This window comes from Agrobacterium sp. 5Ca50 (assembly GCF_055381905.1).
In genome coordinates this window covers 889,753-907,031 of the sequence record NZ_AP026440.1, presented here as the reverse complement: position 1 = coordinate 907,031, position 17,279 = coordinate 889,753, and the positions used below count along the sequence as shown (strand labels likewise).

Here is a 17,279-nt window from a genome sequence, read left to right as displayed (position 1 = left end):
ATATCAGAGACTGCCTTAACGGCCTCAGTTGAGGATAAAGATCGCAGCGTTCAGGGATGTCGCGTAACACAACCACAGGGCATAAGGGCCAAAACACCAACGGGCCGTCTGATCCGTGACCTTTCGCATAAAGGCGATGACGGTGATCAACAGGCAAAGGATGATAAAAAGTCCGAGGCCAACCTTGTGAAACCCGAAGAATACCGGTGTCCACGCCCAGTTCAACAGCATTTGCGTCATCCAAAGACGAAAGGCTGTAGAATTAAAGCCCTCGGACATTGTCACCCGCCAACCTGCAACCGCAATCAGGATGTAGACCAATGTCCATGCGGGTCCAAACAGCCAGTTCGGTGGGGTAAACCACGGTTTGGCCAAGGCCTCATACCATTCACCCGGCTGGATCGTCAGGCCTATGGTAAAGCCAACGCCCAAGACAACAACAAGGAAGACGACCAGAGACGTGTAGTTGGTGGGTGATGCTGTCAATGAACTGCCCTCTTACATGACACCGCGTATGGACGCCGAACAGAGCCGTCAGTCTCAGCGATCAGTTATCCATTCTGCTTGTTGCTCGAAACGGTCAAATCCGGTTCCGGTTCCCAACCGAAAACGCTGCGACCGCCCCATTCGTGAGAATGGGCATATTCACCGGCAACGATCTCCTTGAGGTCGGGTCCGGTGACATAACGCTCCATCTCACGGGCTTGGGCATCGAGCCGCTGCAGCGCCTGCAATTCTTCATCACGCCCCAGGCGCGCCTTGCTGACCGCAGACTTCATGACCCGGATGGTTTCGTCATAGACCTTCAAGGGTACCGGGAACGGATGGCGGTCCTTGCCGCCGTGCGCCAGCGAAAAACGGGCCGGATCAGAAAACCGACAGGGCGTGCCATGCACGACCTCTGACACCATTGCCAAGGCGCGCACGGTTCTAGCTCCCACCCCCGGTGTCAGGATGAGGTCTTCAAAATCCTTGGGTCCACGATCCGCCGCTGCCGCCAGCGCACCATGGAGCCGTCGCATATTGACGTCTTGTTCCCTCACATCATGGTGGTCAGGCATGATCAGATGCGGCAGCATGGGTTGTGCGACCGGTTCTTTTGCTTTTGCCGAAGGTTCCAGAACAGACAATTCCTGCAGGATACGATCGGGTCCGAGCGCCGACAAGAGATCGACCTGACCAATACGCGACGGTGCCGCTCTGCTATCGGCGAGATTAACGATGTTGCCCTGCTGTCTGCCTTCGATTGCCGAATGCGGGGAATCGACAAAACTGCTCATGCCCTCCGACAGCCAATGGTAGCGACGCGCCTGACGTCGTTCGCCATTCATGCCTTGCTGAACAACCACCCATTTGCCGTCATCCGTGACGATGAAACCATGCAGATAAAGATCAAAACCATCCTGCACGGCGGCGCTATCAACCTTGGCGACCAGACGGCTGGTATTGGCCAATTCATCGCCATTCAGACCGGTTCGGCTGGCGATGGCAATCAATTCATTGGGTGTTTTCCGCGAATGCTGGCCACGTCCTCCGCAGACATGAATGCCCAATTCGCCTGACATCGGCGTTAGCCCACGTTTCAGCGCACCGATCACGCTGGTGGTAATGCCTGAAGAGTGCCAGTCCATGCCCATGACGCTGCCAAAGGACTGGAACCAGAATGGATGGGCGAGACGCCGCAAAAGTTCATCGCGACCGTAATGGATCACGATCGCTTCGGAAATGATGGCGCCAAGGCGTGTCATCCGGTCGCCAAGCCAACGCGGGACGTGACCGCTATGAAGGGGAAGATCAGCACTGCCAGCTCGTTTGACCATGGTCGTCTTATAGATCTCCGGCAGTCAAGCTCACAAGCAAAATCGCATGTCACAGAAGTCAGGATCGCGGCGCGGTGACCAAAAACACAGCCCCCTGATCGCCAGTATCTTGCAGCGTAACATCTCCGCCATGTGAGGCCAGCATGGTGCGGGCGATCTCAAGTCCCATGCCCGTGCCGCCATCCTGCAGCCGGGTGGAAAAAAACGGCTGGAATATGCGCTCGCGATTGGCTTGCGAAATGCCATTGCCATTGTCGGCGACCAAAATCCGCACGATCTGCGCATCGCCTTGCACGTCGAGATCGACACGCGTCGCACCATTCTGGAAAGCATTTTCGGCGAGATTACCAAACACCACGGCCGCAGCTTCGATCGGCAGTGCAAACCGAATGCCCGCTTGGCCGGAAAGACCAATCATATGGTGTGGAAACCGATCGCGCAGCATGTTGCAGACATCATCTGCCGTGCTTTGATCGGCGGGAATAGGGATCTCGGCATAGGCCAGTTCCCTCAATCTGGCCAGCAACAGGTCCAGCCGTTTGGAATCGGCAATGATGATGTCAAGAAACCGCTGGCGTTCCTCTTTGGTCATTGGCTGCTCGTCGTCGTCATCACGCATCAACTCGGCCGCACCACGGATTGACGTCAGCGGCGATTTAAGCTCGTGTGATACATGCGCCGCAAACGAGCGCACATATTCGTTGCGATCGACCAGCTTGCTGGCAAGATCGAGAAAACTTTGCGACAGGGTCGCAATCTCGTTTGTGCCGTAACTGTCAAGCGGCTGGATTGCCGCCCGTCCCCCGCGCGCGATTTCATCGGAACGCGAAATCAGCGCGTTGATCGGCCCGGTAATGTTGCGGCTAAGCACGTAGGCAACACCGAGCGTCACCAGAAGCACGCCCAACAACGCTCCCGCCTCCGTTGTGGTCGTCAGGGACGCCGTGCTGTCGATGGTGCGAAACCAGATGATGCTGATAATCGGCAGCGCCATGATCGACAGCAGCACCGAATACACGATCAGGGCCAGTCGTGGCCGCCATTTTGACTTTACCTGCGGTGCCGGCATGTCAGTGACCCCGCTCAGTATCGACGCGCAGCTTGAAACCGACACCATGGACTGTCGTGATCACGCTGTCGGCGCCAACAGCTGCAAGTTTTGCCCTGATGTTACGGATGTGGCTGTCAATGGTCCGGTCGGCGACGTAAGTTCCCGGGCCGTATGCCGCCACCATCAATTGCTCACGGTTGAACACCATGCCCGGACGCGCCATCAGTGTTTCGAGAATGGCAAATTCCAGCGTGGTAGGTAGAACGGCATTGCCCGAGAAGGTCACAGTCCTGCCAGCACTTTCCAGCCGCAGTTCGCCAACGGTAAAATCCTGTTCGTTTCGACCTGCTGTGCTTGTCGTGCCGGTTCGTTTGAGAATGGTTTTGACCCGCGCGACCAGTTCGCGCGGGCTAAACGGTTTGGTGACATAGTCATCGCCACCGATCTCGAGCCCCAGGATCCGGTCGATTTCCTCGTCCCGCGCCGAGAGAAACAGGATGGGAATAGAGGATGTTTTGCGGATTTGCCGGCAGACTTCTAGGCCGTCCATGTCAGGCATACCGATATCAAGAACGATGAGATCGATTTTGCTCGCACGAAACGTTGCCATCGCCTGTGTGCCGGTTCCGGCCGTAGCAGTCGCCATGCCAGCGCGTTCAAGTGCAAAACAGATCACCTCACGGATGTTCGGCTCGTCATCGACGACAAGAATGCGCGGCACCACAAGGTCTCCTGATAATTCCAATGTTTCGTTGATATCGCTGTTTCATTGTTCGATCAAAGCGGTAGACCGAATATAGTTTGCAATTCTGTGGTCCCGGTAGTTCCAGCTTCGCCAATCCAATGAGCGCATTGCAAACCTGGTAGCAAGACGATCCCTCATGCGCTTCGCCATCTCGTGCCTCCAGTCATGTCCTGGCACTTTTGCAACATAGATATCGATAGCCGGGATTGCCGATGGTCCAAGTGAATTGAGGTAATACAAGTCGAGTGGTGTGCCCAACTGACTGACCTCCACACTGTTTTCGACATTGAAGCGGGCAATAAAGTCCGAGAAATCGAAGAATGCAGAGATGTAAAGAACAGCCAGCAGCGTCGCGAGGTTCATGGAAATCAGCCATTCATTGGACCGACGCAATGTAATTCGTAGCAAGATGAAGACCAGACCTGCCGCCACCAGGCCCATCCAGATACCGGCTGCCATGCGCAGACCTGTCAGCGAATAGGTTTGCACGTAAAGATCGAGTCTGAGAATGGACGACAGACAGAGCAGGACATTCTGCAAAATCCAGGCAATCACCAGCATGCGGATCAGACGGCTGCTGTCACCGGGACCGCCACTGCGCATGGCAATCAGCACGAAGGCTGCTGCAAGCAAGGCGGTTGCCACAAGCGGATAGGCACCACGATGGGCATATTCCGCATGGCTCATATCTGTCGGCAGTTCCGCGCCGCCCCACAGATACAGCACATCCAGCGTCGTCTGCATGGCAAACAGCAGGTTGAAGATCCACAGGCACCGGAGGAGGGCGGTATGATCGAGAAAGCCGGTCGATTGACGGCTGACCTGCGGGGTTTCGGTAATGTGATGTCTGATTTTGCGTATCAGGCGCGGACGCAGTATCGCCGAGATACCGATTGCTGCAAGCAACCAGAACCCGATGCGCGTGATATCAAAGAGGTTTATCAGAAAGCTGAGATCGATATTGTGCAGCCCCATCGCGATCAATGGATTGGCCACCGTGAACAACAGCAGGAACACCAGTCCCATGCCGAGCGGCAACAGCCAGCCGGCAAGCGACGTCAACGTCGTTCCGAAAATTAGTTTTCCTGAATGCGAGACGAAATAGCGGCGGCAGAAGTGCGGCAAACGCAACGGCACCAGCGGAATGAACCGCAGCAGCGTCAGCGGTACGCCCATTGGCGTTTTCGGCAATAGATTTGTACAAAAAAGCGCGATGGAAACGACAGCCGTCATCGCTAAGATAACACCTGTTACGCTTGGCGTTTCCAGTAAGGGTGCTGCGGCTAGCGCAGAAATACCAAGGCAGGTGGCTGCCTTGATGCCGCTCGGTGGTCGGCGTGCTGTCATGAGAATGGCTGATGTCAGCGATAGAGAAAACAGGAAAAGGTTAAGGCCCGGCGCCTGCTGGAAAATCAGATAATCGGCGACTGCAATCGTAGCAATGAACACCAGCAGCAGTTTTTTGTCAGCAAGGGTACGGGGTGGGGCAACAGTTTGCGTGTGTGTCAGTTGCATATCGGTACCTCACGCTTTTGCGGCTGAAGGCGTCGAATCCTGTCTTGGCTTATAGATGAAGGCGGGATGCGGGTTTCAACGTAGGAATTATCTTCCAACCACCAACTTTCTTGCAGCAGACTGTAAGGCAGGCGGGGAAGGGCGGCTTGATCAGGGATGAGGTGCTTTTTCATATGAACAGGCTAGGCCCGGCGTTTGCAGATTTTGTGCAGACGATGAGCAGCTATTCAGGAATTTATACGGCGTGCGCCTTTTGACGCCATCGAAATAAACCCGTCTGCCCAGGGCGTCAGGCATTGCGCTGTGCGGCGGCACCTGCTGCAATCATCATGATGATCTCATCAAGCTCATGCCCGAGGCGTTCTGGCGGCAAGCCGACAAATCGCGCTTCCAACGTGATGCTGATGATGCCGTGGACGGCACCAAACAGCGTGCGGGCACGCACGGCGCGATCTTCCGCACTCATGTCAGGCTGCAATTCGGCCAGAGGCTCGGCAATGATGCTGAGCAGAAACAGATGCTCGTCGAGATGCCACTGGGGGGCGGGCGATTCTTCCGGCGGATAATGTTCGAACAGCGCCTTCCAGAGATTGCGATTGGCCATCGCAAACTTCAGATAACCTTGCCCGAGATTGCGCAACTTTTCGGTTGGTGACTTGTTTTTGACCTCAGCCAGCGCCAATGACTGCTCGAGAGCCTTTAATGTCGTCGAATTCACGTGGATGATCAGATCATTGAGATCCGTGTAGGCACTATAGAGACCACCGAGAGCACAGCCAGCATCATGCGTGACATCACGTGCCCGCAAATTTGCTAAGCCATCGCGTTTTATGCGGTCACGCGCCGCTTCCAGCAATCGCGCCTTGAGATCTTCCCGTTTTTCTTCCCGTCGACCCATGCCAGCCACCTCGTAAAAATTCTGAACAACGTTCAAATAAATATTGAACACTGTTCATTTTTATGCGAAACACAAATTCATGAACAACGTTCATAAGCGGGAGAGGCCCAATGTTCAACCAGATCACAACAGTTTTACGTGGTCGCCTCGTCACCGCAGCTTGAACCTCATGTCAACACATCAAGGAATTAAAGCCATGAATGACAGTTTTCAGAAACATTCCTCCACCTGGGTCAGCTTTTCCTACATTTCCTTCGGCGCTGCCGCTTTCATGCTGGTGCTTGGCATCTGGATGATGCCACTTGATCTCTGGGGCAAGGGATATCTCGCCATGGGCATTCTTATGCTCGTTCAGACCACGGTCAACATGACCAAGACCCTGCGTGACAATGTTGAATCGGAAAAACTGATCCGCAAGATCGAAGACGCCAAGACTGAAAAACTGATGGTAAAGTTCAATCGCGATAGCGACAGCTAAACACTATTAACCACACCCTGGGGTTGTTTTAGCTATCAATAATTACCTAACGACTCCATGGTTTTCCTGTCGCGATCGAAAAGGAAAGCGCCAATGCAAGATAGTCTGATTAAAACGAGGAAATTCGCGCCGCTGTTCTGGACGCAATTTCTGTCCGCGTTCAATGATAACTTTCTCAAACAGACGTTGATCTTCCTCATTCTGGCGAAGATGGCTGCGGAAGGTGCGGCCCTCGTGACCCTGGCAGGCGGCATCTTCATTGTGCCCTTCTTGGCGTTATCGGCACTTGGCGGTGAACTCGCCGACAAACACGACAAGGCACAGATGGCCGAAAGGTTGAAATTTGCCGAAATCGGCATCGCCGCCATCTCGGTTATCGGCATCGCCTTTTCATCGATCACTGTGCTGATGGTTGCGCTGTTCGGTTTCGGTGTCATCTCGGCACTGTTCGGACCGATCAAATACGGCATCCTGCCGGACCTTCTCGAAACAAAAGAACTGCCAAAGGCCAATGCCTGGATTGAGGGCGGCACCTTTATCGCCATCCTTACCGGTACGATCGTTGCCGCCTATGCCTTCGCCGAAGGTGACAGCGTCTGGATCTTCGGCCCGATGATGATGGTGCTGTCGGTTCTATGCTGGTTGTCGGCCCGCATGATCCCGCGTACTGGCGCACGGGCACCCTCGCTGGTCATCGACAAAAACGTGCTGCGCTCCAGCATGACACTGGTCAAGGAACTGCGTGAGGATAGTCGCGTCTGGCGCTCAGCACTGATGAATTGCTGGTTCTGGTTCGTCGGCGCCTTTGTCATGTCGATGTTGCCGATCATGGTCACCGAAATCCTTGGTGGTACCGAGCTGATCGTTCCTGCCTATCTGGCAACCTTCGCAATCTCGATCGCCATCGGCTCGGCGATTGTCGGCTGGATGTCGGCCGGTCGTGTCGTTCTTCTGCCCGCACCTGTTGGCATCGCTATCGTTGCCCTGTTCGGTATCGATCTTGCGTGGAACCTCTGGGGTCTGCAGTCGTCAGCACATGCCGATACCATGGCCGCCTTCTTCGCCGGTCAGAACACCATTCGTGTGGCGATTGATCTCGCTGGCATGGCCATTGGTGGTGCATTCCTCGCCGTTCCGACCTTTGCTGCCATGCAGACCTGGGCCGATGAGACACGCCGTGCCCGCGTTATTGGCGGCGCCAATGTTCTTTCAGCCCTGTTCATCACCAGCGGCTTGGCGCTGGTTGCCATTCTACAGGCGATTGGCGTGTCGGTGCCAATGATCATTCTTGGCCTTTCGCTCATTAATCTCGCTGTAGCTTGGCTGATGCTGAAGTTTCTGCCAACCAACCCGTTCCGGGATTTCATCTCCATCCTGTTCCGTGCCTTTATGCGGCTGGAAGTTGAAGGTCTGGAAAACATCCGCAAGGCAGGTCGCGCGCCGATTATCGCTCTCAACCACGTCAGTTTCCTCGATGGCGCGCTGGCGCTGGCCATCACCGAAGAAGAGCCGGTCTTTGCCGTTGACTACAAGATCGCGCAGGCCTGGTGGGTGCGCCCATTCCTGAAGATGTGCAAATTCCTGCCGCTTGACCCGACCAAGCCGATGGCGACACGTTCGCTCATCAAGGTGGTGCAGGATGGCAATTCTATCGGTATTTTCCCCGAGGGGCGCCTGACGGTGACCGGCACTCTTATGAAGGTTTACGACGGCGCCGCCATGGTGGCCGACAAAACCGGCTCGATGGTTGTGCCTGTTCGTATCGATGGTCTGGAAAAGAGCTATTTTTCACGCCTGTCCGGCGGCCAGGTTCGTCGTCGCTTGTTCCCCAAGGTCAAAGTGACCATTCTAGAGCCGGTTCGTCTTGATGTTCCAGATGAACTGAAAGGACGCAAGCGTCGCATTGCGGCCGGTGCAGCCCTCTATAAGATCATGTCGATGCTGCTGTTCAAGACGACGGATACCGACCTCACTGTTCTCGAACGCATCATCAAGACAGCGAAGGAGAAAGGTGGCAGCAAACTTGCCGTCGAAGATCCGATCAGCGGTCCGCTGTCCTATGGCAAGTTGCTGACCGGTGCTGCCGTACTCGGCGCAAAGTTCAAAGCCCTGTTCCCGCATGAAAAGAACCTCGGCGTCATGTTGCCGAACGCCAATGGCACAGCCGCCACAGTTCTCGGCGTCATGTCGGCAGGCAAGGTCCCGGCCATGCTGAACTTCACAGCTGGTGCCGCCAATATCCTGTCGGCCTGCAAGGCAGCACAGGTGCAACATGTGTTGTGCTCGCGTGCCTTCGTCACACAGGGCAAGCTTGCTCCGATCATATCCGAACTGGAAAAGGACGTGACCTTTGTCTGGCTGGATGATCTGCGTGAGACCATCACCACTTTTGACAAGATCAAGGGCCTGATCCGTCGTTACAAACCGCTGGTGAAACAGACAGCAGAAGACACGGCCGTGATCCTGTTTACCTCGGGTTCGGAAGGTGCGCCAAAAGGTGTGGTACTGACCCACCGCAACATCCTGTCAAATGCAGCCCAGGCGGCGTCGCGCATTGACTTCCACTCGGGCGACAAGGTGTTCAATATCCTGCCGGTCTTTCATTCCTTCGGCCTGACCGCAGGAACAGTCCTGCCGCTGGTCGCCGGTGTGCCGGTCTATTTCTATCCGTCACCGCTGCATTACCGCATCGTGCCGGAACTGATCTACACCTCCAACGCCACCATCATTTTTGGCACCGACACTTTCCTCAACGGTTACGCCCGCACCGCACATCCCTATGACTTCCGTTCGATCCGCTACATCTTTTCCGGTGCCGAACCGGTCAAGGCGTCGACACGCGAAACCTATATGGAAAAATTCGGCCTGCGTATTCTGGAAGGTTACGGTGTAACGGAAACGGCACCAGTCATTTCGCTCAACACACCAATGTTCAACCGTTCCGGCACCGTCGGCAAGATCATGCCCGGCATGGAATGGAAACTGGAACCAGTGCCGGGCATTGATGAAGGTGGCCGTCTGTTCATCCGTGGCGCCAATGTCATGGCCGGTTATCTCAGAGCCGAAAACCCCGGTGTGATCGAACCGCTGGTAGACGGCTGGCACGATACGGGCGATATCGTCACCATTGACGAAGACGGGTTTGTCACCATTCGCGGCCGTGCTAAGCGCTTTGCCAAGATCGGCGGTGAAATGGTGTCGCTGGCAGCGGTGGAAGCACTGGCAGGCCAGTTGTGGCCGGGCAGTCTTTCCGTCGTCTCATCCGTGCCGGACGCCAAAAAGGGTGAGCGCCTCATCCTGCTGACTGATGCCCCCAGGGCGACGCGTGCAGCCTTTGCAAGCTTTGCGAAGTCGAAGGGCGCTATGGACATGATGGTGCCTGCCGAAGTGACTATTGGCGCCGTGCCGGTCCTTGGTTCGGGCAAGGTCGACTTTGTTGCCGCGAGAAAACTCGCTTTGTCGACGCAGCCGGGTAGCAACGCGGCCTGATGTTTCAAACCCTGCGGACGGCAAGCAATTTGCCGTCCGTATCCATGTCTCATCAGACATGAAGGGGGAAGTGGGCGCTCGCTCAAAGCGTGCTCTGCCACTTCCGCGATGAATACATCAAGCACCGACCAATTTGATGCCGCCATCTCCCGCCGCGGCGGCATCCTGAAACATCTGACGACGCAATCAGATTTCCTTGATTAGCTGCTCGGCAATCCGCACGCTGAGTGCTGCGCCTGTCAGCGTCGGGTTCATGCACGATGCCGATGGCATGACGCTTGTCCCGGCAATGAACATGTTGGGATGGTCGTGGGTACGACAATCACGATCAACAACGGAATCTGTCGGATCATCACCCATGCGGGTCGTGCCCATGACGTGCTGGCGGTTCTGCCATTTCACATCAGTGGATAGCACTTCGGCGTCCAGCAGTTCGGCAATCTTGTTGAGATCCTGCAATCCGCGATCACGACCCGCATTCCAGTAGTCGGTCACGCTGTAATAGAGGACCGGGACAGGAATGCCGAGTGCATCGAACTTTGTTTTCGATGGCGTGACGCGGTTTTCGGCCAGTGGCAGCGGTTCGAAATCGATGGCCCAGTTCAAGGAACGTGCCGAATATTTTCGGATCTGCTCATCCAGCTTGGAACCGAGAATACCCTTTTTGATGAAACCTTCAGTCATCTGCGCGGTCGGAACAGTGTTGCGCACCTTGATCTTATAACTGGGGTAGTCCTTGCGGAATTCGCCATCCCGCTGGTTGAGATACACCAGCAGTTCCGTTGGGCCTTCACCCGGCCACATATCTTCCTTGGTCAGCATGTTCATGCTGATACCGGTATGGTCCATAAGGTTACGACCAACCTGATCCGAGGAATTGGCGATACCGTTTGGATATTTTTCCGATGTCGAAATCAGCAACAGTTTGGCGGATTCAATACCATAGGCAGCCAACACGAAATATTTTGCCGTCAGACGATGCTCGGAATTGTCGGGCTTCTTGTACCAGATGGCGGTGATCTTGCCGTCGTCACCCGCTTCGATCTTATAGACCGGCGAGTTGTCGAGCAATTTGGCACCGTGACGTTCCGCTTCGTCGATATGCATCGAACCATCGTATTTTGCGCCGATCGGACAGACAGGATTGCAATTGTTGTTGCCGGCGCATATCGGACGATTGCCGTAAGGACGCGAAGCGCGACCATGAGGCTCCAGAACCGGGTTGAAGCCACCGACCAGCAGCTTTTCAGCCAGCGTGTCGAACATATAGGTGGAGTTCAATTGCTTCATCGGAAACGGCATGGAGCGTGGGGGCATAGGGCCACCGCCCTGACCGCTTTCGTCCTGTCCGTCGGTGCCGGTGACGCCCAGTTCCAGTTCGGCCTTGTTGTAATATTGTTCTAGATCATCATAGCCGATCGGCCAGTCACGACCGCGTCCGTAAAGGGTCTGGATCTTGAAGTCGTTGGGTATCATGCGCCACAGCGCCGAGCCGAAATGCCAGGTCGTGCCACCAACCACACGCAGATAGGAGGTGTTGTATTTGACCGGCCCTTCATACTGCAGATAATCGCCATAGGTGGAGGGCGCCCATGGCATGCTCGGAAAGGGAGAGCCCGCACCTTGCAGCTTGGCATTGGCGAGCGACAGTTTGACCGGCGCATTACGGTAGGTCTCGACGATTTCGCGGCGATCAACGCGCGGTCCAGCCTCCAGCACGATGACCTTCTTGCCCGCCTTGGCGAGATTGGCGGCTACAATTCCGCCCATTACGCCGGAGCCGATAACGATCAGGTCGGCATCATAAGATGTGTTTGCCATTTCAAGTGTTCCTGTCAGATCTTGCTGCCGGGCTTAGGTCCCCAGGCGTTAGGGCCTGGACCATAAGACGGAATGGTGAGAAGGCCCTTGGTCGGGCGGTACATCAGGGAATCGGCATAGGTGATAAGCTCGGCATCTTCCGGCTCGCCAACCACACCGAGATACCACGCGGAAACGATCTTGGTTGCAGTCTTCATCAACGCGGGGTCGGTGCCGGAAAGGGCGAGAAAACCATCCATATCCGACACGCCGGATTGTTTGATGAGGTTTGACAATGCCGCCATGCTTGCATCCAGCTCGGCATTACGTTTTTTCAGTGCGGCCAGAAAACGGCCGCCGATAACCGGATCGAGTGTGTAGCCGGTCAGGAACTCTGACAGCTGTGTAAAGGACGTGACAGCATCATCTGTGGCAGCGGCCGAAAGTGGGCCAGTCAGGTCGGCAAACACTGCCAGACCAGCAATTGCGACAGTGGTACGCAGGAATCCGCGACGCGAGACATGTCCTGTGGCAGACGGGGAAAAATTATCGAGAGGCATCAGGATCTCCGGTGGAGCTGTAATGCAAAAAGGAAGGGACGGTCTTACGCCTTAAGAGGCAGGCGAACGACGACGGCGGATCAACAGCCAGGAGATCAACCCAACCACAAAGACACCACACGCAATTGCTGCCGGAGCAGCAAGCGGCGCGAGCCTGACGATCAACGGCTTTTCGCCACCCTCGCGAACAAGGGCGACATCTGCAGCACTGACCTTGACGGCGGGATTGCCGTAATTGGTCAGAACATAATTGCTGACATCGGCAATATCTTCGTCAGACAGACGATCCGTGTAAGAGGCATCAGGTCCAAAAGCCGGCATGAAGGCAACGTTGTCGCCAACTGTGCGATGGACGCCGTATAGGACTGTCGCAATCAGATTGTCGGCCCGGTGCGCAGCGGTTGCGGTATTTTTAAACAGCGATGGGTAGTGCAGGTTACCCTGGCCTTCCGGCTGATGGCAGGAAGCGCAGCTGCCACTGAAAATATGGAAACCGTTTTCGTTCGGCTCCTGTCCAGGCAGTCCACGCAGCGACGCTTCGATTTCTGTCGACGGCTTGCCGAGATCGGCACGCGATTGTTCGTCGCCGGACGCACTGGCAGGCACATCCCTCAGATAGGTGACGATTGCCTTGAGGTCTTCGTCAGGCAGGTGCTGCAGGCTGTTTTCAACCGCTTCGGCCATAGGCCCAGCAGCCTGCGCCTTGCCGCGGACATTGCCGGTCTTGAGATACTGCACGAGGTCGGCATCCGACCAGCCGCCAATGCCAGCCACCTTGTCAGAGGTGATGTTTGGCGCAAACCACGGACCGATCGCTCCGCCCGCCAAAGGCAGGCTGCCGTCTTCGGCCATAAAACCATTTCGCGGTGTATGGCAGGTTCCACAGTGCTCAAGTGCCTCGGCGAGATAGGCGCCGTGGTTCCATTCCGCTGACTTAGCCGGGTTGGGTTCAAACCGCGTCTTATCGAGGAACAACATGTTCCACACGGCCATGGATGTGCGGATTGAAAACGGGAAGGGCAGTGCGGTCTGCTGCGGTTTATGGTCGTCCGCTTTCACCTCATTCATGAAATAAGCGTAGAGTGCCTTCATGTCTTCATCGGTGATCTTGGAATAGGCGGTATAGGGCATGGCCGGATAAAGATGGTTGCCATCCTTGGCGACACCATCACGCACGGCGCGCGCGAATTCTTCCTCGCTGTAATTGCCGATGCCATCCGTTTTTGACGGTGTGATATTGGTCGAGAAAATCTTGCCAAGCGGTGTGTCGATGCCATAGCCACCGGCAAAAGGCGTTCCGCCATGCGGTGCGGTATGACAGGCAGCACAGTCGGCAGCAGTCGCCAGATAACGCCCACGCGCAATGAGGTCGGAAGAGGCGCTGATGGTGTCTTCTGCAAGCGCTAGACCGGACGTAGCGGCCAGCGCGGTCAGACAGAGAAATATGGGTGACAAGACGGGAAGAAGCTTGGGCATAAACAACGTGCTTTCATCAAGCATGAACGATAAGTGCCAAACCGTGCTTCTCCTCCCACGAGCAAGGCCGATACGTGTCGCCGCGGCCCAGATAGCAACATCGCGGAAAACACCAGTCTTTCCGAAGCAATTCTTGCGCGAAAACGCTTAATTGGATAATTCCATACGGAAATATCAGCGTGTCGATGTGTCGCGGGTACGACTTGACGAGTGTCATAACGCCGCCCTCGCCACCTTGACTAGGCAGTTTTTTCTATAATCAGATTTCACCATACGTGAAAGGTTGGATGCGATGAAATTTGATCTGACGGACCTTCGTATCTTTCTGTCAGCAGTTGAAGGCGGTAGCCTGACAGCCGCCGCAGCGCAGAACAATATTGTTGTGGCAGCGGTAAGTGCCCGGCTAAAAAAGCTGGAAGAATCGTTCGACCTGCCCCTGCTAGAACGCACGGGAAGAGGTATTCGCCCCACACTTGCCGGAGACATGCTGGCGCGGCACGCCCGACAGGTTTTAAGCAGCGCGCAGCGCATCGAGATCGAACTGAGCAATTTCTCGCACGGGCGCAGCGGTAATATCCGTTTCCTCTCCAACACAAATATGTTGGCAGAACATCTGCCAGCCGTCATGGGGCGATTTCTGGCCGAACATCCTGACATTAGCATCTCGGTTGCCGATAAACCAAGCCTCGAAGTGGTGGCGCTGCTGAGAAACGGTGAGGCTGATATTGGCATCGTTGCGGCATCTGCCGACATGAGCGGTTTGGACCGCTGGCGTTTTGTGCCCGACAGACTGGTGCTGGTTGTGCCAAAGGATCACGCGCTGCTGGACGCCACCGATTTTTCACGCGTGCTCAGCGAGCGTATGATTACCTTGCAACAGAAGGTAGCCTTGTCACAGTTCCTGCGAAGGCGAGCCGTCGAGCTTGGACGCGATGTCGATATTCGCATGCGCATGGATGGGTTTGAGGGCATCTGCGCCATGGTCGCGCAAGGGGCAGGCGTTGCAATCGTGCCCGAAAGCGCTGCCCTCCGTTATGGTCGCTTCATGGATTTTCGCATGGTGCAAATCCTCGACGATTGGGCCGACCGCGAACTTTATCTATGCGTTCGAAAGGAAGAACATCTTCCTCACCATGGAAAGAAGTTTCTTGCCCATTTGCTGTCTTATGTCAGCGAAGCATCCGCAACTGCTTGAACAGTGCCCTGTCCTGATTTGATGTAAATAGACGAGGTTCCAGCCATAGGAGCGGCACAATCATATACCGCAGTTCGGTAGCGCAGTAGTTGAGCTTTTCAGCATGCACGCGTAAAAATCTCTACATCCGTGTTATGCAGAATCGCGAATAGGAAGAACAGCGATGACCGAGATTTCTCCATTGCCCGTGAGCACATTGCGTCTTGTACTTGCCTATCTGGCAGCCTTCGTCGGCGCAACGGTCCTGTTTTATATCATCATCGTGGTGATGGCAGAGCTGTTCAATATTGAGTTTCAAAACAGCGCAATGGGCTTCATTGTCGCCTTTGTCTCGGCAAATTATGTCGGCCAGTTCTGGTATTCGCGTGAGGCAAACCTGCCTGTTAAAGCCCGAATCTGGAAGATCACATTGCTTTGCGCATTGATCACCCTTGCCCTGTCAGGATTGATATTCTGGGGTGTCTATCATCTGATAGGCCTCGACAGTCAGGCAAGCCTTTTCTCGTTGAGTGGCGATGACGCAACGATCATCGGCGGGTTTGTCGTAGGGCTGGTTCTGCTGCAGGTACTTGTTATTCGTTTCGGCATTGGTATGGGGCTGAAACAGGCCGCCAAACTGCAGGCGCAGAAACTTGCCAAAAGCGGGTCCTGACAGCCGCATAAGGAAATCGGCTGTCAGGCGGTCATATCGCCTATCGGTTATAGACGGCCGTGATGCGAGCGCTTTCAATGCTGTTGGCGTGAACCATAAATCCGGTCAACGCATTGCTTGGATTTTCCGGCAGGTCGAGCTTGTCGACCGACAGGGCGTGGACCGTGAAAATGTAGCGGTGAACTTCACCCGGTGGCGGGCAAGCGCCACCGAAACCGGCAACGCCATAATCGTTGCTGATTTGCGTGGCACCCGCTGGCATCTTGCCATTGGCACTGGCATTGAGCTCCAGGGATGTCACCGTGGCCGGGATATTCACGACATTCCAGTGCCACCACCCTGAACCGGTTGGCGCATCCGGATCGTAAGCCGTGATCGCAAAGCTTTTTGTGCCTTGCGGTGCGCCTGACCATGTCAGTTGCGGGGACTGGTTGTCGCCGATGCAGCCAAACCCGGCAAAGACAAATGCCTTGTCAAGTTGCGCACCCTCGGCAATCGATGAGCTTGACAGCTTGAGGTCCTGCGCGCCCGCCATTGACGAAATCGTCGCAGCCAATAAGGCGGCAGAAAAAAATGTCTTCTTCAACATGATGATGTCCTTCTGAACCGTTGATCATGGTGTTGAAGATATAATCTGTCGCTAGATACCGCTTCCGGCTGACAATCAAATACTATCGGTAAACGCTCATTTTTCAGCAGAACGGATCGCTTTTGGTCTTATACCGAACCTTTTCCGAAAGGCGTCCGAAAAATGGGAAGGGGTCTTGAAGCCGCATTGAAGGGCGATCTGCGAAATCGATGTGCTGGTCGTCTGCAATTGTGCAAGCCCGTTTTCAAGGCGCGTGTTGAGCAGGATTTCCGCAAATCCAAGACCCGATTTTGCAAGCCAGCGCCGCAGAGTTGCTTCACTCATCGCAAAATGCTGCGCCACCTCGGCGAGGCGCCATGACCTGCTAATATCAGTCTCGATAAACCGTCGCACCTTGCTCCAAGGCTGGTCTTCACTGCGGGTGGGAAGTCGCACGCCATTTTGCTGCAACCAGATCAGCGGCTCCAGCAACCTGTGTTGTCTGACGATGGCAGGCAGATCATCCCGATGAAGTGTTTCCTTGATGAGATCAAGGATCGTTGAAATGTCGGTAGAGGCGGCACGGAGCAACTGGATACCTGCGGGTGACGTCGGCCTCGGCTGCTCGGCAAAAACGCTTTCAACCAGATCATGGGAAAAATAAACGCCATCTGCCAGATAGTTGGCGTTTGGAACCGGGCGGTTTTCCAGCGTCACAAGATCGCCCGGAGCGAATATCAGCAAATCCCCTTGTTCTGCGATCAATTCACCGCGCACAGGGCAGACCACACGCTTTGAGCCTGACTGAATGAAACACAGAAAGGCCTGGCCGATATAAAGATCGGTAAATGTTGCTGCCGTCGCCTGTGAGATCGGAAAGATCGAAACCCTAGCAACTGGACTTGGTACCATCACGTCCTGATGTGCGTTTTTATGGTCCACTGGGATGATGCCCTGGCGCGGTAAATTCTCGCCCAAGCTTTTAGGTCATTTTGTCGTAACTGCAATGACAGCGGGACAGACCGTGTCTGG

15 protein-coding genes are annotated in these 17,279 nt (G+C 55.2%); 4 read left to right on the top strand and 11 right to left on the bottom strand.

The genetic code is table 11. From position 1 onward, the window contains the following. Positions 1–24: 24 nt before the first annotated feature. From ACZ5FM_RS26350 to ACZ5FM_RS26325, 6 genes are all read right to left on the bottom strand, one after another. On the bottom strand, positions 25–486 hold the full coding sequence (locus ACZ5FM_RS26350; protein ID WP_464041271.1) for a TspO/MBR family protein: 462 nt from the start codon (positions 484–486) through the stop codon (positions 25–27). A gap of 65 nt (positions 487–551) precedes the next feature. Beyond that, positions 552–1,820: a DUF763 domain-containing protein gene (locus ACZ5FM_RS26345; protein WP_464041270.1), complete on the bottom strand. Its 1,269-nt coding sequence runs from the start codon at positions 1,818–1,820 to the stop codon at positions 552–554. A gap of 58 nt (positions 1,821–1,878) precedes the next feature. Beyond that, positions 1,879–2,889 carry a HAMP domain-containing sensor histidine kinase gene (locus ACZ5FM_RS26340; protein WP_464041269.1) on the bottom strand — a complete coding sequence of 337 codons (1,011 nt, stop codon included), beginning with the start codon at positions 2,887–2,889 and terminating at the stop codon, positions 1,879–1,881. 1 nt (position 2,890) lies between these two features. Continuing rightward, positions 2,891–3,595 carry a response regulator gene (locus ACZ5FM_RS26335; RefSeq protein ID WP_464041268.1) on the bottom strand — a complete coding sequence of 235 codons (705 nt, stop codon included), beginning with the start codon at positions 3,593–3,595 and terminating at the stop codon, positions 2,891–2,893. A gap of 42 nt (positions 3,596–3,637) precedes the next feature. Then, the gene (locus ACZ5FM_RS26330; RefSeq protein WP_464041267.1) at positions 3,638–5,131 is read right to left on the bottom strand and encodes a DUF4153 domain-containing protein; all 1,494 of its coding nucleotides are present in this window, start codon (positions 5,129–5,131) and stop codon (positions 3,638–3,640) included. Between the two features lie 289 nt (positions 5,132–5,420). Then, positions 5,421–6,029, bottom strand: coding sequence for a TetR/AcrR family transcriptional regulator (locus tag ACZ5FM_RS26325; RefSeq protein ID WP_464041266.1), 609 nt, complete (start codon positions 6,027–6,029; stop codon positions 5,421–5,423). 196 nt (positions 6,030–6,225) lie between these two features. Here ACZ5FM_RS26325 and ACZ5FM_RS26320 point away from each other — a divergent pair, with 196 nt between their 5' ends. Together ACZ5FM_RS26320 and ACZ5FM_RS26315 are read left to right on the top strand one after the other, a co-directional pair. Then, positions 6,226–6,507, top strand: coding sequence for a YiaA/YiaB family inner membrane protein (locus ACZ5FM_RS26320; protein ID WP_312949231.1), 282 nt, complete (start codon positions 6,226–6,228; stop codon positions 6,505–6,507). Positions 6,508–6,600: 93 nt separating this feature from the next. Then, a complete protein-coding gene (locus ACZ5FM_RS26315) occupies positions 6,601–9,996 on the top strand; it encodes an acyl-[ACP]--phospholipid O-acyltransferase (protein ID WP_464041265.1) in 3,396 nt (1,131 codons plus the stop codon). A gap of 186 nt (positions 9,997–10,182) precedes the next feature. Here ACZ5FM_RS26315 and ACZ5FM_RS26310 read toward each other — a convergent pair whose 3' ends face one another. Genes ACZ5FM_RS26310 through ACZ5FM_RS26300 form a run of 3 tightly spaced genes read right to left on the bottom strand, consistent with a single transcriptional unit; the run spans position 10,183 to position 13,832 of the window. Further along, positions 10,183–11,817 carry a GMC family oxidoreductase gene (locus ACZ5FM_RS26310; RefSeq protein WP_464041264.1) on the bottom strand — a complete coding sequence of 545 codons (1,635 nt, stop codon included), beginning with the start codon at positions 11,815–11,817 and terminating at the stop codon, positions 10,183–10,185. Between the two features lie 14 nt (positions 11,818–11,831). Then, positions 11,832–12,356, bottom strand: coding sequence for a sugar dehydrogenase complex small subunit (locus ACZ5FM_RS26305; protein ID WP_464041263.1), 525 nt, complete (start codon positions 12,354–12,356; stop codon positions 11,832–11,834). A 51-nt stretch (positions 12,357–12,407) separates the two neighbouring features. Next, positions 12,408–13,832 (bottom strand): c-type cytochrome, encoded by a 1,425-nt coding sequence (locus ACZ5FM_RS26300; RefSeq protein WP_464041262.1) that lies wholly within the window; start codon positions 13,830–13,832, stop codon positions 12,408–12,410. Positions 13,833–14,124: 292 nt separating this feature from the next. Here ACZ5FM_RS26300 and ACZ5FM_RS26295 point away from each other — a divergent pair, with 292 nt between their 5' ends. Both ACZ5FM_RS26295 and ACZ5FM_RS26290 read left to right on the top strand, forming a co-directional pair. Then, positions 14,125–15,027: a LysR family transcriptional regulator gene (locus ACZ5FM_RS26295; RefSeq protein WP_464041261.1), complete on the top strand. Its 903-nt coding sequence runs from the start codon at positions 14,125–14,127 to the stop codon at positions 15,025–15,027. Positions 15,028–15,190: 163 nt separating this feature from the next. Then, the gene (locus ACZ5FM_RS26290) at positions 15,191–15,679 is read left to right on the top strand and encodes an ABZJ_00895 family protein (protein WP_464041260.1); all 489 of its coding nucleotides are present in this window, start codon (positions 15,191–15,193) and stop codon (positions 15,677–15,679) included. A 40-nt stretch (positions 15,680–15,719) separates the two neighbouring features. On the opposite strand, the gene ACZ5FM_RS26285 is transcribed toward ACZ5FM_RS26290, so the two are convergent. Then, positions 15,720–16,268, bottom strand: a complete 549-nt coding sequence (locus tag ACZ5FM_RS26285; RefSeq protein WP_464041259.1) for a YbhB/YbcL family Raf kinase inhibitor-like protein — start codon at positions 16,266–16,268, stop codon at positions 15,720–15,722. Between the two features lie 96 nt (positions 16,269–16,364). Continuing rightward, positions 16,365–17,189: a helix-turn-helix transcriptional regulator gene (locus ACZ5FM_RS26280; protein ID WP_464041258.1), complete on the bottom strand. Its 825-nt coding sequence runs from the start codon at positions 17,187–17,189 to the stop codon at positions 16,365–16,367. Positions 17,190–17,279: the final 90 nt, after the last annotated feature.

Bases quoted from the DNA above. Each gene is read 5' to 3' on its own strand.
- ACZ5FM_RS26290 (WP_464041260.1), top strand. From the start codon at position 15,191: ATGACCGAGATTTCTCCATTGCCCGTGAGCACATTGCGTCTTGTACTT.
- ACZ5FM_RS26345 (WP_464041270.1), bottom strand. From the start codon at position 1,820: ATGGTCAAACGAGCTGGCAGTGCTGATCTTCCCCTTCATAGCGGTCAC.
- ACZ5FM_RS26320 (WP_312949231.1), top strand. From the start codon at position 6,226: ATGAATGACAGTTTTCAGAAACATTCCTCCACCTGGGTCAGCTTTTCC.
- ACZ5FM_RS26330 (WP_464041267.1), bottom strand. From the start codon at position 5,131: ATGCAACTGACACACACGCAAACTGTTGCCCCACCCCGTACCCTTGCT.
- ACZ5FM_RS26295 (WP_464041261.1), top strand. From the start codon at position 14,125: ATGAAATTTGATCTGACGGACCTTCGTATCTTTCTGTCAGCAGTTGAA.
- ACZ5FM_RS26305 (WP_464041263.1), bottom strand. From the start codon at position 12,356: ATGCCTCTCGATAATTTTTCCCCGTCTGCCACAGGACATGTCTCGCGT.
- ACZ5FM_RS26300 (WP_464041262.1), bottom strand. From the start codon at position 13,832: ATGCCCAAGCTTCTTCCCGTCTTGTCACCCATATTTCTCTGTCTGACC.
- ACZ5FM_RS26340 (WP_464041269.1), bottom strand. From the start codon at position 2,889: ATGCCGGCACCGCAGGTAAAGTCAAAATGGCGGCCACGACTGGCCCTG.
- ACZ5FM_RS26325 (WP_464041266.1), bottom strand. From the start codon at position 6,029: ATGGGTCGACGGGAAGAAAAACGGGAAGATCTCAAGGCGCGATTGCTG.
- ACZ5FM_RS26285 (WP_464041259.1), bottom strand. From the start codon at position 16,268: ATGTTGAAGAAGACATTTTTTTCTGCCGCCTTATTGGCTGCGACGATT.
- ACZ5FM_RS26310 (WP_464041264.1), bottom strand. From the start codon at position 11,817: ATGGCAAACACATCTTATGATGCCGACCTGATCGTTATCGGCTCCGGC.
- ACZ5FM_RS26315 (WP_464041265.1), top strand. From the start codon at position 6,601: ATGCAAGATAGTCTGATTAAAACGAGGAAATTCGCGCCGCTGTTCTGG.